This is a genomic window from Enterobacter cloacae complex sp. SYL003 (assembly GCF_049236925.1).
GTDB classification, from domain to species: Bacteria; Pseudomonadota; Gammaproteobacteria; order Enterobacterales; family Enterobacteriaceae; genus Enterobacter; species Enterobacter intestinihominis.
In genome coordinates this window covers 20,235-34,708 of the sequence record NZ_JBMKJK010000006.1, presented here as the reverse complement: position 1 = coordinate 34,708, position 14,474 = coordinate 20,235, and the positions used below count along the sequence as shown (strand labels likewise).

Here is a 14,474-nt window from a genome sequence, read left to right as displayed (position 1 = left end):
CTGATTAGCAGGCTCTGAGATGGTTGACGATTCACAAGACACAACGCACTTTGGCTTTCAGACTGTCGCCAAAGCGCAGAAAGCTGACATGGTGGCCCACGTATTTCATTCCGTGGCGGCGAAGTACGATGTGATGAATGATTTGATGTCATTTGGCATTCATCGCTTGTGGAAGCGCTTCACTATTGATTGCAGCGGCGTGCGCCGTGGACAAAAGGTACTGGATTTAGCCGGCGGCACAGGGGATCTGACCGCTAAATTCTCCCGTCTGGTTGGCGAAACCGGTCGCGTGGTGCTGGCAGATATCAACGACTCCATGCTGAAAATGGGACGCGAAAAGCTGCGTAACATCGGCGTGGTAGGCAACGTTGAATATGTTCAGGCCAACGCCGAAGCGCTGCCGTTCCCGGACAATACGTTCGACTGCATCACCATCTCCTTCGGCCTGCGTAACGTGACCGATAAAGATAAAGCGCTGCGCTCTATGTACCGCGTGCTGAAGCCGGGTGGCCGACTGCTGGTTCTCGAGTTTTCTAAACCAATTATCGACCCGCTGAGCAAAGCTTACGATGCCTATTCCTTCCACGTTCTGCCGCGCATCGGCGAGCTGGTGGCAAACGATGCAGAAAGTTACCGTTATCTGGCCGAATCCATCCGAATGCACCCGGATCAGGACACGCTGAAAGCGATGATGCAGGATGCGGAGTTTGAAAACGTGGAATACTTCAATATGACGGCGGGTGTCGTCGCGCTGCATCGTGGTTACAAGTTCTGAGTGGAGGTTTCCCGTGCCCATTAAACCCTTAGTCACCGCAGGCATCGAGAATGTACTGAATGCCTTTCTGTATCGCGCCCCGGCGCTGAAAACCGCACGTCAGCGGCTTAACGGAAAGGTGCTGCGTATCGTTTTAAAAGAGTTCTCGACGCCGCTTGTGCTGGTCTTCAGCGAACGCCAGCTTGACGTTCTGGGGGAGTGGGAAGGCGAGGCTGACTGCTCGGTGATTACGCACATGAGCGTATTGCCAAAACTGCGTGACCGTCAGCAGATGACGGCGCTTATTCGCAGCGGTGAGCTGGAGGTCGAGGGCGATATTCAGGTGGTACAGAACTTCGTTGCACTCAGCGATCAGGCTGAATTTGACCCCGCGGAACTGCTGGCGCCCTATATCGGCGACATCGCGGCTGAAGGGATAAGCAAAACGCTGCGCACGGGTTCCACTTTCCTGCGTAAAGGCCTGCTCCGTCAACAGCGCTATGCTGCCGAGGTGCTGACCGAAGAGTGGCGTATGGCGCCTGGGCCTTTAGAAGTCGCCTGGTTTGCAGAAGAGACCGCGGCAGTTGAGCGCGCAGTTGATGCGTTAACCAAACGGCTGGAAAAACTGGAGGGCAAATGACGCCTGGTGAAATTCGGCGCCTCTATTTTATCGTTCGCACCTTTTTGAGCTACGGGCTCGACGAGCTTATCCCCAGAATGCGTATTACCCTGCCGCTTCGGCTTTGGCGTCGCACGCTGTTCTGGATGCCGAATCGCCATAAGGATCAGGAGCTGGGCGCACGCCTGCGTCTTGCGTTGCAGGAGCTGGGACCGGTCTGGATCAAGTTTGGGCAGATGCTCTCAACGCGTCGCGACCTTTTCCCGCCGCAGATTGCCGATCAGCTCGCGCTATTGCAGGACCGCGTCGCTCCGTTTGACGGAGAGAGAGCGAAGAAACAAATCGAAGAAGCGATGGGCAATATCCCCATCGAGACCTGGTTTGATGATTTCGACATTCAGCCTCTGGCCTCTGCCTCTATTGCGCAGGTTCACACCGCGCGCCTGAAGGAGAATGGCAAAGAGGTGGTCATTAAGGTGATTCGCCCGGATATCCTGCCGGTTATCAGAGCGGACATGAAGCTGATCTATCGCCTGGCTCGCTGGGTGCCGCGTCTGTTGCCGGATGGCCGCCGTCTGCGTCCGCTGGAAGTGGTACGGGAATACGAAAAAACGCTCATCGATGAACTTAACCTGCTGCGTGAATCGGCGAACGCCATTCAGCTGCGTCGAAACTTTGAAGACAGCCCGATGCTGTATGTTCCTGAAGTCTATTCTGACTATTGCAGTCAGAACATGATGGTGATGGAACGTATCTATGGCATCCCGGTCTCGGACGTGGTAGCGCTGGAAAAACAGGGCACCAACATGAAGCTGCTGGCCGAGCGCGGCGTGCAGGTCTTCTTTACTCAGGTTTTCCGCGACAGCTTCTTCCATGCTGACATGCATCCGGGCAACATTTTCGTCAGCTATGAGCACCCGGAAGATCCGAAATACATCGGCATCGACTGCGGTATTGTCGGCTCGCTGAATAAAGAGGATAAGCGTTATCTCGCCGAGAACTTTATCGCTTTCTTCAATCGCGACTACCGTAAGGTGGCCGAACTGCACGTGGATTCAGGCTGGGTTCCGCCAGATACCAACGTGGAAGAGTTTGAATTTGCGATCCGTACCGTCTGTGAGCCAATTTTTGAAAAGCCGCTCTCAGAGATCTCTTTCGGGCATGTTCTGCTCAACCTGTTCAACACCGCACGCCGGTTTAATATGGAAGTGCAGCCACAATTAGTTTTACTTCAGAAAACATTACTTTACGTTGAGGGCGTAGGCCGCCAGCTCTATCCTCAGTTAGACTTGTGGAAAACCGCGAAACCGTTCCTCGAATCCTGGATTAAGGATCAGGTCGGTATTCCAGCCCTGGTTCGCTCGCTTAAAGAGAAAGGCCCGTTCTGGATTGAAAAAATGCCAGAAATTCCTGAACTGGTTTACGACAGTTTGCGTCAGAGCAAGAACCTTCAGCACAGCATGGATAAAATCGCGCACGAGCTTCAATCCAGTCGCGTGCGTCAGGGGCAGTCCCGCTATCTCTTCGGAATTGGCGCGACGCTGCTGATAAGCGGCACGTTGCTGTTGATCAATCGTCCGGACTGGGAAATGATGCCAGCCTGGATTATGGCTGCCGGTGTGGTTGTCTGGCTTGCTGGCTGGCAAAAAACACGCTGAATTAGCGTCGCTATCGAGGGATTGCATACGTATAATGCGATCTGACTAATTAATCATCTATCACTGGGGAACACGCATGGGTGGTATCAGTATCTGGCAGTTAGTGATCATTGCCGTCATCGTTGTGCTGCTGTTCGGCACGAAAAAACTCGGATCAATTGGTTCCGACCTGGGCGCGTCAATCAAAGGCTTCAAGAAAGCCATGAGCGATGATGAGAATAAGCAGGAAAAAAGCGGTCAGGACGCTGATTTTACCGCTAAATCTATCGCCGATAAGCAGGACGAAGCCAAAAAGGAAGAGGCCAAACGTCACGATAAAGAGCAGGTGTAATTCGTGTTCGACATTGGTTTTGGTGAGTTACTGCTGGTCTTTGTGATTGGTTTGATTGTGCTGGGGCCGCAGCGTTTACCCGTTGCGGTAAAAACTGTCGTGGGCTGGGTGCGTGCGCTCCGTTCGCTGGCAACGACCGTGCAGAACGAGCTGGCGCAGGAACTGAAGCTTCAGGAATTTCAGGACAGCCTGAAAAAGGTTGAAAAGGCGAGCATGGATAACCTGACGCCGGAGCTGAAAGCATCCATGGATGAGTTGCGCGAAGCGGCTGAATCCATGAAGCGCTCATACAGCGTTAACGATCCTGAGAAGGCGAGTGATGAAGCAAACACCATCCATAATCCGGTGGTGAAGGGCAGCGAAGAGCAGCGCGAGGGTGTGACGCCTTCCAGCGCGGAGCATCAGGCTGCTTCGCCAGAGCAATCGCCGCAGAAGCCCGAAGTGAAAAAGCAGGTGCCGCCGGAAGAGCCCGTGGTCAAAACGGCTGAGGTAAAACCCGCCGCGCCCGTTTCCGAATCATCCCCCTCGTCGAGTGATAAAGCGTAAACATGGCAGTAGATGATACTCAACCGCTGATTACGCACCTCATTGAGCTGCGTAAGCGTCTGTTAAACTGCATTATTGCGGTTTTCCTCATTTTTTTATGTCTGGTCTATTTTGCCAACGATATCTATCAGGTGGTTTCCGCACCGCTGATTAAGCAGATGCCGCTGGGCGCAACGATGATTGCAACGGACGTTGCCTCGCCGTTCTTTACCCCGATCAAGCTGACCTTCTGGGTGTCGTTGATTGCCTCTGCGCCGGTCATTTTGTATCAGGTCTGGGCATTTGTGGCACCCGCGCTGTACAGGCATGAACGCAAGCTGGTTATTCCGCTGCTGGTGTCCAGTTCGCTGCTGTTTTATATCGGTATGGCGTTCGCCTACTTCGTTGTCTTCCCGCTGGCCTTTGGCTTCCTGACGCATACCGCGCCGGAAGGGGTACAGGTGTCGACGGACATCGCCAGCTACCTCAGCTTCGTGATGGCGCTGTTTATGGCCTTTGGTGTCGCCTTCGAGGTGCCCGTCGCGATTGTCCTGCTCTGCTGGGTGGGGGTGACCACGCCTGACGATCTGCGTAAGAAGCGCCCGTACATCCTGGTAGGGGCATTTGTCGTTGGTATGCTGTTAACGCCACCGGACGTCTTCTCACAAACCTTACTGGCGATACCCATGTACTGCCTGTTTGAAGTCGGCGTATTCTTCGCTCGTTTCTACGTCGGAAAGGGGCGTACCCGGGACGAAGAAGACGAGCCGTCTGAAGAGACCACTAAAGAATAAAACCAACCGCCCGTCAGGGCGGTTGTCATATGGGGATACGTATGTTTGATATCGGGCTTAACCTGACCAGCGCCCAGTTTGCGAAAGACCGCGATGAGGTGGTGGCGCGCGCCTTTGCCGCCGGCGTGAACGGGCTGTTACTGACGGGAACAAATCTGCATGAGAGTGAGCAGGCACGGCAGCTGGCGCAACGCTATCAACACTGCTGGTCCACCGCAGGCGTGCACCCTCATGACAGCAGCCAGTGGACGCATGAAAGCGCTGAGGCGCTTCATCGTCTGGCGGCTACGCCAGAAGTGGTTGCCATTGGCGAATGCGGGCTTGATTTCAACCGTAATTTCTCGACGCCTGAAGAGCAGGAGAAGGCATTTACCGCCCAGCTCGCGCTGGCTGCAGAGCTGGGGATGCCGGTGTTTATGCACTGTCGCGATGCGCATGAACGTTTTCTGGCGCTACTGGACCCCTGGCTGGAGAAACTGCCAGGCGCGGTGTTGCACTGCTTTACGGGCTCCCGTCAGGAAGCGCTGGATTGCCTGAACCGCGGGCTTTACTTGGGTATCACGGGCTGGGTGTGCGATGAGCGTCGTGGGCTGGAGCTGCGCGAGCTGTTATCCGTAATCCCGGCCGATCGTTTGTTGCTGGAAACGGATGCGCCGTATCTGTTGCCCCGGGATATGCAGCCCAAACCGGCATCACGACGTAACGAACCGGCTTATCTGGGACACATTGCTGAGCGAGTGGCGTACTGGCGCGGGGAAGATGCGCAGTGGCTGGCAGCCCAAACCGATGACAACGTGCGTCGTCTGTTCGGCGTGCAGTTCTAAACTTTGCGGAAATCGGTGTTTTTAACGCTCTGCAACACCTCTTTGTTCAGCAGGTTGAGCAGCAGCATAGAACGCGCTTCACCGTCTGGTTCAGCGAAGATGGCCTGTAACCCTTCAAAAGCGCCTTCGGTGATCACCACGCTGTCCCCGGCATAAGGGGTTTCCGGATCGGTAATATCTTCAGGCTGCTGGTAGACAGAGAGCTGATGAATAACCGATGACGGTACTCTTGCCGGATGGGCACCAAAACGCACAAAATGGCTGACGCCGCGCGTGGCGCTGATCGTCGTGGTGTGGATCACTTCGGGGTCGAACTCAACGAACAGATAGTTCGGGAACAGAGGCTCACTGACGGTCGTGCGTTTTCCACGCTGCATTTTTTCAAGCGTGATCACGGGCGTCAGGCAGTTAACAGACTGACGTTCAAGATGTTCCTGTGCGCGCTGAAGTTGCCCGCGTTTGCAATACAGTAAATACCAGGCCTGCATAATCACTCTTCCCATTGTTCGGGGCGCAAGCATACCAAAACCCTGGCGGGATCGCTAAGGTGATTATAATGGCGAAAAAGAGAGTAAGTCGTGGAAGTTCACGCTAATTTAACAAAATTACAGCATCACGCGGTCTTACGCCGTATAATGAAGCGCTTACAGAGAGGCCATGATTAACTGCATGAAATACCACGATCTACGCGACTTCCTGGCGCTGCTGGAAAAGCAGGGCGAACTCAAACGCATTACGCTTCCTGTTGATCCGTATCTGGAAATGACAGAAATCGCTGACCGCACCCTGCGCGCGGGCGGCCCGGCGTTGCTGTTTGAAAACCCAAAAGGCTACGCTATGCCTGTACTGTGCAACCTGTTTGGCACACCTCGCCGCGTGGCGATGGGCATGGGGCAGGAAGATGTCACGGCGCTGCGTGAAGTGGGCAAACTGCTGGCCTTTCTGAAAGAGCCGGAGCCGCCAAAAGGGTTCCGCGACCTGTTCGACAAGCTGCCGCAGTTTAAGCAGGTGTTGAATATGCCCACCAAACGCCTGCGCGGCGCGCCATGCCAGCAAAAAGTGCTGGAAGGCGATGCGGTTGATCTGACCAAAATTCCCATCATGCAGTGCTGGCCTGAAGATGCCGCACCGCTGATTACCTGGGGCCTCACCGTGACGCGTGGGCCGCATAAAGAGCGTCAAAACCTCGGCATTTATCGCCAGCAGCTGATTGGCAAGAACAAGCTCATCATGCGCTGGTTGTCCCACCGCGGTGGCGCGCTGGATTTCCAGGAGTGGTGCGCGGCCCATCCGGGCGAACGCTTCCCGGTTTCCGTCGCGCTGGGTGCCGATCCGGCAACCATTCTGGGCGCGGTGACGCCTGTTCCTGATACGCTGTCTGAATATGCCTTTGCAGGGCTGCTGCGCGGCACCAAAACCGAAGTGGTGAAGTGCATCTCCAATGACCTGGAAGTGCCAGCCAGCGCAGAGATCGTGCTGGAAGGTTACATTGAACAGGGCGAGCTGGCACCCGAAGGACCGTACGGCGACCACACCGGCTATTACAACGAAGTGGATAACTTCCCGGTATTCACCGTCACGCACATTACCCAGCGTGAAGATGCCATTTATCATTCAACTTACACCGGCCGCCCACCGGATGAACCGGCGGTACTTGGCGTGGCGCTGAACGAAGTGTTCGTGCCGATCCTGCAAAAGCAGTTCCCGGAAATTGTTGATTTTTATCTGCCGCCGGAAGGGTGTTCGTATCGCCTGGCGGTGGTGACGATGAAGAAGCAGTATGCCGGTCACGCTAAGCGCGTGATGATGGGCGTATGGTCTTTCCTGCGCCAGTTTATGTATACCAAGTTTGTGATTGTCTGCGATGATGACGTCAATGCCCGCGACTGGAATGACGTCATCTGGGCCATCACCACGCGTATGGATCCGGCGCGTGATACGGTGTTAGTGGAAAACACGCCGATTGATTATCTGGACTTTGCCTCGCCGGTTTCCGGCCTTGGTTCAAAAATGGGACTGGATGCCACGAACAAATGGCCTGGCGAAACCGACCGTGAATGGGGTCGCCCGATCGAAAAAGATCCTGCCGTGACCGCGCGAATTGACGCGATCTGGGACGAGCTGGCCATAATGAATAACGGTAAGGCAGAATAAGACCGTTTAGCCCTATAGACTTCCCGACAGAGAGAGCGAATGACAACCTTAAGCTGTAAAGTGACGTCGGTAGATGCTATTACCGACACCGTATATCGCGTCCGTTTGGTTCCTGAAGCGGCATTCTCATTCCGTGCCGGTCAGTACCTGATGGTCGTGATGGACGAGCGTGATAAGCGTCCTTTCTCTATGGCCTCAACGCCAGCAGAGAAGGAATTTATTGAGCTGCATATTGGTGCGTCTGAGCTTAACCTGTACGCGATGGCCGTGATGGATCGCATCCTGAAAGAGCGTGAAATCGTGGTCGATATTCCTCACGGCGAGGCCTGGCTGCGTGAAGACGAAGACCGTCCGCTGATCCTGATTGCCGGTGGTACAGGCTTCTCCTATGTCCGCTCTATTCTGTTGACGGCGCTGGCGCGTAATCCAAATCGCGATATCACCATCTATTGGGGCGGCCGTGAAGAGAAGCACCTTTACGATCTGTCTGAGCTGGAAGCGCTGAGCGTCAATCATCCAAACCTGCGCATCGAGCCGGTTGTCGAGCAGCCGGAAGAGGGCTGGCGCGGGCGCAGCGGTACGGTGCTGACTGCGGTATTGCAGGATCACGGAACGCTGGCCGGGCACGATATCTACATTGCCGGTCGCTTTGAAATGGCGAAAATTGCCCGCGACCTGTTCTGCAATGAGCGTGACGCGCGGGAAGATCGTCTGTTTGGCGATGCGTTTGCGTTTATCTGATTGTGAGACCCGCTTCGGCGGGTTTTTTACGCTCGGGCAATAGCGCTGGTGAAAATTTAACCTTGAAATGAGCGGCGCATTGCCATTATTCTTGTTCCCGTTAAATTTCTCCCTCAGGAGCGCCCCCCAAAAATGAACAAACACGACTGATGAATTTCGATCCTTGCTCAACGCATCGCGTCGGCAGGGGATGTTTTGATTTCATTCAGGAGTGCTTATGGCTCATTTTGCGCAATCCCCCTCTTTTATTTTGCATCAGGTCACCTGTCAGTTTGCGACGGGCGATATCCTTTTTGGTCCACTGAATCTTTCTCTGGATGCGTCAGTGTGTGCGCTGGTTGGCCGCAACGGCAGCGGTAAAACACGCCTTCTGCGTCTGCTGGCAGGGGTTGATGAACCCGCCAGCGGTCACGTTGAGCGCTTTGGTACACACGTCTATGTGGCGCAGCAGCAGGATATTTCTGCGGATACGACTCTTGCCGGACTGCTTGGTTACGACGCGATCTTTGCGGCGCGCACGCGCATCGACGGCGGTCATTATGAACCCGACGATCTCGACACGCTCGATGGTTACTGGGATCTGGCTGAACGGCTAAGCCAGGCTTTTATCGCTGCAAAACTTCCCGCTTTTGAGCCGAACAAACGCGCGGCAGAGCTAAGCGGCGGCGAGCGCATTCGTGCCTTGCTGTGCGGCGCATTCACCGCGGATGCTGATTACCTGCTGCTGGACGAACCGACCAACCACCTCGACAGGCAAGGCCGCGTGTGGTTCTACGAGCAGCTTTCCCGGTATCAGGGCGGGGTGCTGGTGGCCTCTCACGACCGTGAGTTGCTGGCCCAGGTACCGCGTATCCTTGAACTGAGCGCGTTGGGCTTGCGCAGCTACGGCGGGAATTATGCTGACTATCGAACCCAGCGTGATGCTGAGCAACTGGCTGCCCGCGCCGCGCTGGAGCATGCTGCCACCGAACGCAAGCGTACCCGCGCCCGTATGCATAAAGAACATGACGACAGCCAGCGTCGTTCGGCCAAAACGCTTCGCACGGTCGACAGCCTTAACATCGCCTCGTTTGAACGGGTCAAATACAAAGGGGCGGCGAAAGAGCGGATTGGTTCCTGGAAAAAAAAGCATAGCGATCAAAATCATGCCCTGAACGCTGCGGTTAACCAGGCACGCGAGCGGGTTGAAGAGGATAACGCGGTGATGTTTACCCTGCCGGGCAGTGAAATCCCGGAGGGAAAACAGGTGCTGGTGCTGGTGCTGGAAGAACTGGTGCTTCCGCACGTGCCTGTCTCCCCGATAAACTGGCGAATGGATGGCCCGATGCGCGTGGCGCTACGCGGGCCGAACGGCTGTGGGAAATCCACGCTGTTGAAAGTGATGTTGGGCGAAACCGCCCCTGTTACGGGAACCTGTAAGGTCTCCGTCAGATGTGCTTATCTCGATCAGCATCTTTCCCGGCTGGATCTGTCGCAGTCGGTGATGACACACCTTAGCCTGGGCAATACGCCGCTCGAAGAGGGGGCGCTGCGTACCCGTTTAGCGCAGCTTCAGCTGGGCGCGGAGAAAGTGACACTTCCACTGGCCGATCTAAGCGGCGGCGAGCGCCTGAAGGCCGCGCTAGCCTGCGTATTGTGGCGTGAAGCGGCAACGCAGCTGTTGCTTCTGGATGAGCCGACCAACCACCTCGATCTGGCTTCCGTTCAGGCCATTGAAGCGGCCCTGGCCGATTATCCCGGCGCGCTGCTGGTGGTGTCGCACGATGAAGCGTTTTTAGCAGGATTAAAGCTGACGCATGAGCTGGTGTGGGAAGAGTCGGGATGGCGATGTGAAAGCCTCTAAACACAAGCCCCCGCAAGGGCGGGGGCAAACAAACTTTATCAGGCTAACTGCTTGCGAAGGTCAGGGTTTGCCTGTATCAGGCGCATCAGCTTTAGCTCGGCTGGGGTAGGTTTTTCACGCTTTGACTCCCACTCCAGCACCATCGCTACGCTGACACCCATCGCTCTTGCGAATTCATCTGTTTTCAGGCCCGACCCTTTGCGTAAACGCTCAAATTCACTAAAAGGATTGGACTTTTGATTCAGGGTAACTGTCGGCGGTACATCTTTAAAAATAATCTGTTCCAGGCTGCTCAGCAGCTCAAACTCAGGATCTTTTAATTCCATTGAGAACTCCTCATAAATCACACATCGGGATCATGAACATCAGAGAGCATGTTAAGAATAGTCCTTAAACCAAACACAGGATCGTCACGGTTGTGATTAATTGTGCGATAACGATCGCTTTACCCGTTTCAGCTATATGGATAGTTATGCTAATTACCTGATTAATCATATGTAGGGATGCACAGGTATTTTTTTGTAAATAGTCAGTACAAAAACGGCAATACCCGTTTTGCATGAAAACTCTATCTTGCAAGGCTGACCTGGACTATCCTTGTCAGCGTTGGGCACGCGTGTGCCGGTGTGCGCTTTTTGGGTGAAAGGAGTAATAAAATGGCGACAGGAAAGTCCTGCTCTCGCTGGTTTGCGCCTATTGCGGCGTTGTTGATGGTTGTTAGCCTGAGTGGGTGTTTCGATAAAGAAGGCGATCAGCGCAAAGCGTTTATCGATTTTTTACAGAATACAGTGATGCGTAGCGGCGAGCGTTTACCAACGCTGACTGCGGATCAGAAAAAACAGTTTGGTCCATTCGTGTCGGATTACGCCATTCTGTATGGCTATTCACAGCAGGTAAGCCAGGCGATGGATTCGGGCATTCGCCCGGTCGTGGATAGCGTCAATGCCATTCGCGTTCCACAGGATTATATGACCCAGCGCGAACCGCTGCGCCAGTCCAACGGCGCCCTTGGGGTGCTGAGCCAGCAGTTGCAAAATGCCAAAATGCAGGCTGATGCGTCGCGCTCCGCGTTGAAGCAGGACGAGGATCTCAAGCCGGTTTATGACCAGGTGTATGAGAAAGTCGTGACCAAGCCGTCAAACGCCTTGCAACCACTGATCCCGGCGGCGCAAGTCTTTACTCAGCAGCTGGTTCAGGTGGGTGACTTTATTAATGAGCAGGGTACGCAGGTGAGCTTCGTCTCTAACGGTATCCAGTTCCCGACCTCCCAGCAGGCGAGTCAGTACAATACGCTGATAGGGCCGCTGGCGTCCCAGCATCAGGCCTTTAGCCAGGCCTGGAGCGCAGCGGTCGCTGCAACGGAATAAGAAAAACCCCCGCTTCGGCGGGGTTTTTTTATGCATGATGAAAATAACGCTTGTCATTCTTCTACCATATCGGTATAACTATCTTCGTCGGTTTGTTACACAGACCTAAAGCAGTTTAGTAAAGCAGTCCAGATTGTTATCCATAGATACCCTTCGTAGTGACCCTTCCTTCATCGCTTAAAAATCTGTAACGCAATCCATCAAGCCGGAAGGCACAATATATTTGTTAATAAGGTAATTTCTATGTCTGCTAAAATGACTGGTCTGGTAAAATGGTTCAACGCTGATAAAGGTTTCGGCTTCATCACTCCTGACGATGGCTCTAAAGACGTGTTCGTACACTTCTCTGCTATCCAGAACGATGGCTACAAATCTCTGGATGAAGGTCAGAAAGTTTCCTTCACCATCGAAAGCGGCGCTAAAGGCCCAGCAGCTGGTAACGTTGTAAGCCTGTAAGCTTCCAACCCAGTAGCACAAAATTCAAAAACCCGCCTTCTGGCGGGTTTTTTCGTTTCTACTGTTGTATCTGCGGGTTAACGCAGTTCTTATCCACTTTACCGCCGAGCGCGGCAATCAGGTTATCCACGGCGGTCGCCGCCATGTTGTAGCGTGTTTCATGAGTTGCAGAGCCGATGTGGGGCAGGGCGACGACGTTTGGCATGTTCAGTAGCGGAGAATCCACCGGCAGTGGCTCCTGTTCAAACACGTCCAGACCGGCGGCGTGGATCTCACCGTTTTGCAGTGCCTCAATCAGCGCCTTCTCATCGACCACCGGGCCGCGACCTGCGTTGATGAAAATGGCCGATTTCTTCATCTTTTCAAACGCCGCCCTGCCGATGAGATGACGCGTTTCATCCGTCAGCGGCAGGATCAGGCAGACAAAGTCGGCTTCCTGCAACAACGTATCAAGCTCGCAGTAACGGGCGTTGAAACGTTCTTCAGCTTCAGCGTGATGACGGCGGGCATTATACAGAATGGGCATGTTGAAGCCGAAATGGGCGCGCTGTGCCAGCGCCAGACCGATACGGCCCATCCCAACAATCCCCAGCGTTTTGCCATGTACGTCCACGCCGAACCAGTCCGGGCCAATGCTTTTCGTCCATTCGCCCGCTTTCACGCGCTCAGCCACCTCCACCACGCGACGAGCAGTGCTGAGCACCAGCGCCATCAGCGTGTCGGCGACGGTTTCCGTCAGAGCATGTGGCGTGTGCATCAGCAGGATGTTGCGCGCGTTAAGCGCATCCACGTCGAAATTGTCGTAGCCCACAGAAACGGTTGAGGTTGCACGAAGCTTCGGCATTTTCTCCAGCAGCGCTGCATCCACCTTTTCGCTTGAACCCAGCAGGCCCTCGGCGCAGGCAAACGCGTCGGCGTGCTGTGCCACGGTTTGCGGGCTGAGGTTCTTTACCCGGGTAACGGTAAAGTGTTCCTCCAGGCGTTTTTGCAGATCTTCAGGCAGTGCTTTGTACAAAATGACGGACGGCTTCATGCTAATCTCCGTTGATTTAAAAGGATTCAGGCGTGGCGTGCGCCGACGGGTAGCTGTTGATTATTAGCAGGCTTAACGATCAGAGTAAGCCATACCGAGGCAAAAAGCGCCACCCCCATAAAGATGTAAGAAGCTGAAGGGCTGCCGGTGGCGCCGTTCAGATAGCCCACAAACCACGAGCCAAAGAACGAACCCAGCGCACCCATACTGTTGATCAGCGCCATCGCGCCCCCTGCGACGTTACGCGGCAGCATTTCCGGGATGATGGCAAAGAACGGACCATACGGGGCATACATGGCCGCACCCGCAATCACCAGCAGCGTATACGAGGCCCAGAAGTGGTTCGCGCCTACGGCCCAGGAGCCAATGAAGGCAAAAGCAGCGATCAGCAGGAGTGGCCAGACGAACAGCTTACGGTTTTGCAGCTTGTCCGATGCCCAGGAGACGATAATCATCGCGATGGTTGCAGCCAGGTAAGGCACTGATGACAGCCAGCCCACTTCCACCATGCCAAGGTTTTCACCGCCGCTGCGGATAATCGACGGCAGCCACAGAACAAAGCCGTACACGCCAATACTCCAGGTAAAATACTGTGCGCATAGCAGAATAACGTTCCGGGAGCGGAAGGCTTCGCCGTAGTTACGCACCGCTTTCAACCCTTGCTGCTCTTTATCCAGCTGCGCCTGGAGTGCGGCTTTTTCGTCTTCAGAAAGCCATTTTGCCTGGGCTGGCTTATCTTTCACCAGCACCCACCAGCAGAAGGCCCAGATAATCGCGGGAACCCCTTCGATGATGAACATCTCGCGCCAGCCGAAGGACTGGATCAGATAGCCGGAAACCACCGACATCCACAGCACGGTGACCGGGTTACCGAGTATCAGGAACGTATTGGCACGTGAACGCTCAGATTTTGTGAACCAGTTGCTGATGTAAATCAGCATTGCTGGCATGACGGCCGCCTCAACCACGCCGAGAATAAAGCGAATAGCCGCCAGAGCAGGAATGTTATTCACCACGCCAGTAAGCGATGCACAGGCACCCCATAAGATAAGGCAGATGAAAATGAGCTTTCGCACGCTGCGGCGTTCAGCGTAAATCGCGCCGGGGATCTGGAAGAAGAAATAACCCAGGAAGAAGAGGGCGCCCAGCAGGGAGGAAACCCCTTTGGTGATCCCGAGGTCTTCGTTGATCCCGGCGGCGGATGCAAAACTGAAGTTGGCACGATCCAGGTACGCCAGGCTGTACGTGATAAACACGATTGGCATGATGTACCACCAGCGTTTTACTGCATTGGTCGAACTGTTCATAGGCTTGCCTCTGTTGTTGAGGTTGTTGCCGCCGTTGTCTGTAGGGTACACGGTGGCTTAATTATCTG

16 protein-coding genes are annotated in these 14,474 nt (G+C 54.6%); 12 read left to right on the top strand and 4 right to left on the bottom strand.

The genetic code is table 11. The features are described from left to right. Nucleotides 1-19: 19 nt before the first annotated feature. The 7 genes from ubiE to tatD all read left to right on the top strand — a co-directional run bounded on the left by ubiE (nt 20) and on the right by tatD (nt 5,505). Nucleotides 20-775: a bifunctional demethylmenaquinone methyltransferase/2-methoxy-6-polyprenyl-1,4-benzoquinol methylase UbiE gene (gene ubiE, locus ACOT1A_RS09395; protein ID WP_022646673.1), complete on the top strand. Its 756-nt coding sequence runs from the start codon at nt 20-22 to the stop codon at nt 773-775. 13 nt (nt 776-788) lie between these two features. After that, on the top strand, nt 789-1,394 hold the full coding sequence (ubiJ, locus tag ACOT1A_RS09390) for a ubiquinone biosynthesis protein UbiJ (protein WP_022646674.1): 606 nt from the start codon (nt 789-791) through the stop codon (nt 1,392-1,394). Further along, complete coding sequence (gene ubiB / locus ACOT1A_RS09385) at nt 1,391-3,031, top strand: ubiquinone biosynthesis regulatory protein kinase UbiB (RefSeq protein ID WP_022646675.1); 1,641 nt, start codon at nt 1,391-1,393, stop codon at nt 3,029-3,031. Before ubiJ ends, ubiB begins: the two co-directional genes overlap by 4 nt. Nucleotides 3,032-3,107: 76 nt before the next feature. Continuing rightward, complete coding sequence (gene tatA, locus ACOT1A_RS09380; protein WP_022646676.1) at nt 3,108-3,362, top strand: Sec-independent protein translocase subunit TatA; 255 nt, start codon at nt 3,108-3,110, stop codon at nt 3,360-3,362. Between the two features lie 3 nt (nt 3,363-3,365). Next, a complete protein-coding gene (gene tatB / locus ACOT1A_RS09375) occupies nt 3,366-3,908 on the top strand; it encodes a Sec-independent protein translocase protein TatB (RefSeq protein WP_038415050.1) in 543 nt (180 codons plus the stop codon). Nucleotides 3,909-3,910: 2 nt separating this feature from the next. After that, nucleotides 3,911-4,681, top strand: a complete 771-nt coding sequence (gene tatC / locus ACOT1A_RS09370; protein WP_022646678.1) for a Sec-independent protein translocase subunit TatC — start codon at nt 3,911-3,913, stop codon at nt 4,679-4,681. Nucleotides 4,682-4,722: 41 nt separating this feature from the next. Next, a complete protein-coding gene (tatD, locus tag ACOT1A_RS09365) occupies nt 4,723-5,505 on the top strand; it encodes a 3'-5' ssDNA/RNA exonuclease TatD (RefSeq protein ID WP_023299055.1) in 783 nt (260 codons plus the stop codon). Here the strand turns inward: tatD and rfaH are convergent. Next, the gene (rfaH, locus tag ACOT1A_RS09360; protein ID WP_032626529.1) at nt 5,502-5,993 is read right to left on the bottom strand and encodes a transcription/translation regulatory transformer protein RfaH; all 492 of its coding nucleotides are present in this window, start codon (nt 5,991-5,993) and stop codon (nt 5,502-5,504) included. The two genes, tatD and rfaH, sit on opposite strands and share 4 nt — an antisense overlap. 172 nt (nt 5,994-6,165) lie before the next feature. On the opposite strand from rfaH, the gene ubiD reads away from it, so the two are divergent. The 3 genes from ubiD to ACOT1A_RS09345 all read left to right on the top strand — a co-directional run bounded on the left by ubiD (nt 6,166) and on the right by ACOT1A_RS09345 (nt 10,243). Then, on the top strand, nt 6,166-7,659 hold the full coding sequence (gene ubiD, locus ACOT1A_RS09355; protein ID WP_088581798.1) for a 4-hydroxy-3-polyprenylbenzoate decarboxylase: 1,494 nt from the start codon (nt 6,166-6,168) through the stop codon (nt 7,657-7,659). 39 nt (nt 7,660-7,698) lie between these two features. Next, entirely contained in the window at nt 7,699-8,400 is a 702-nt protein-coding gene (fre, locus tag ACOT1A_RS09350) for an NAD(P)H-flavin reductase (protein ID WP_003860778.1), read from the top strand. Between the two features lie 217 nt (nt 8,401-8,617). After that, the gene (locus ACOT1A_RS09345; RefSeq protein ID WP_276169994.1) at nt 8,618-10,243 is read left to right on the top strand and encodes an ABC-F family ATP-binding cassette domain-containing protein; all 1,626 of its coding nucleotides are present in this window, start codon (nt 8,618-8,620) and stop codon (nt 10,241-10,243) included. Nucleotides 10,244-10,281: 38 nt separating this feature from the next. On the opposite strand, the gene ACOT1A_RS09340 is transcribed toward ACOT1A_RS09345, so the two are convergent. Beyond that, nucleotides 10,282-10,569 carry an HTH-type transcriptional regulator gene (locus ACOT1A_RS09340; RefSeq protein ID WP_003860776.1) on the bottom strand — a complete coding sequence of 96 codons (288 nt, stop codon included), beginning with the start codon at nt 10,567-10,569 and terminating at the stop codon, nt 10,282-10,284. Between the two features lie 330 nt (nt 10,570-10,899). On the opposite strand from ACOT1A_RS09340, the gene ACOT1A_RS09335 reads away from it, so the two are divergent. Together ACOT1A_RS09335 and cspE are read left to right on the top strand one after the other, a co-directional pair. Continuing rightward, the gene (locus tag ACOT1A_RS09335; protein WP_023299059.1) at nt 10,900-11,610 is read left to right on the top strand and encodes a DUF3053 domain-containing protein; all 711 of its coding nucleotides are present in this window, start codon (nt 10,900-10,902) and stop codon (nt 11,608-11,610) included. 243 nt (nt 11,611-11,853) lie between these two features. Continuing rightward, nucleotides 11,854-12,066, top strand: a complete 213-nt coding sequence (cspE, locus tag ACOT1A_RS09330) for a transcription antiterminator/RNA stability regulator CspE (protein WP_003860775.1) — start codon at nt 11,854-11,856, stop codon at nt 12,064-12,066. 58 nt (nt 12,067-12,124) lie between these two features. Here the strand turns inward: cspE and ghrB are convergent, their stop codons facing one another. Then, on the bottom strand, nt 12,125-13,099 hold the full coding sequence (ghrB, locus tag ACOT1A_RS09325) for a glyoxylate/hydroxypyruvate reductase GhrB (RefSeq protein WP_022646684.1): 975 nt from the start codon (nt 13,097-13,099) through the stop codon (nt 12,125-12,127). A 26-nt stretch (nt 13,100-13,125) separates the two neighbouring features. Then, nucleotides 13,126-14,406: an MFS transporter gene (locus tag ACOT1A_RS09320; RefSeq protein WP_001089079.1), complete on the bottom strand. Its 1,281-nt coding sequence runs from the start codon at nt 14,404-14,406 to the stop codon at nt 13,126-13,128. Nucleotides 14,407-14,474: the final 68 nt, after the last annotated feature.

Bases quoted from the DNA above. Each gene is read 5' to 3' on its own strand.
- ubiE (WP_022646673.1), top strand. From the start codon at position 20: ATGGTTGACGATTCACAAGACACAACGCACTTTGGCTTTCAGACTGTC.
- ubiB (WP_022646675.1), top strand. From the start codon at position 1,391: ATGACGCCTGGTGAAATTCGGCGCCTCTATTTTATCGTTCGCACCTTT.
- tatA (WP_022646676.1), top strand. From the start codon at position 3,108: ATGGGTGGTATCAGTATCTGGCAGTTAGTGATCATTGCCGTCATCGTT.
- tatC (WP_022646678.1), top strand. From the start codon at position 3,911: ATGGCAGTAGATGATACTCAACCGCTGATTACGCACCTCATTGAGCTG.
- tatD (WP_023299055.1), top strand. From the start codon at position 4,723: ATGTTTGATATCGGGCTTAACCTGACCAGCGCCCAGTTTGCGAAAGAC.
- rfaH (WP_032626529.1), bottom strand. From the start codon at position 5,993: ATGCAGGCCTGGTATTTACTGTATTGCAAACGCGGGCAACTTCAGCGC.
- fre (WP_003860778.1), top strand. From the start codon at position 7,699: ATGACAACCTTAAGCTGTAAAGTGACGTCGGTAGATGCTATTACCGAC.
- ACOT1A_RS09345 (WP_276169994.1), top strand. From the start codon at position 8,618: ATGGCTCATTTTGCGCAATCCCCCTCTTTTATTTTGCATCAGGTCACC.
- ACOT1A_RS09340 (WP_003860776.1), bottom strand. From the start codon at position 10,569: ATGGAATTAAAAGATCCTGAGTTTGAGCTGCTGAGCAGCCTGGAACAG.
- ACOT1A_RS09335 (WP_023299059.1), top strand. From the start codon at position 10,900: ATGGCGACAGGAAAGTCCTGCTCTCGCTGGTTTGCGCCTATTGCGGCG.
- cspE (WP_003860775.1), top strand. From the start codon at position 11,854: ATGTCTGCTAAAATGACTGGTCTGGTAAAATGGTTCAACGCTGATAAA.
- ghrB (WP_022646684.1), bottom strand. From the start codon at position 13,099: ATGAAGCCGTCCGTCATTTTGTACAAAGCACTGCCTGAAGATCTGCAA.
- ACOT1A_RS09320 (WP_001089079.1), bottom strand. From the start codon at position 14,406: ATGAACAGTTCGACCAATGCAGTAAAACGCTGGTGGTACATCATGCCA.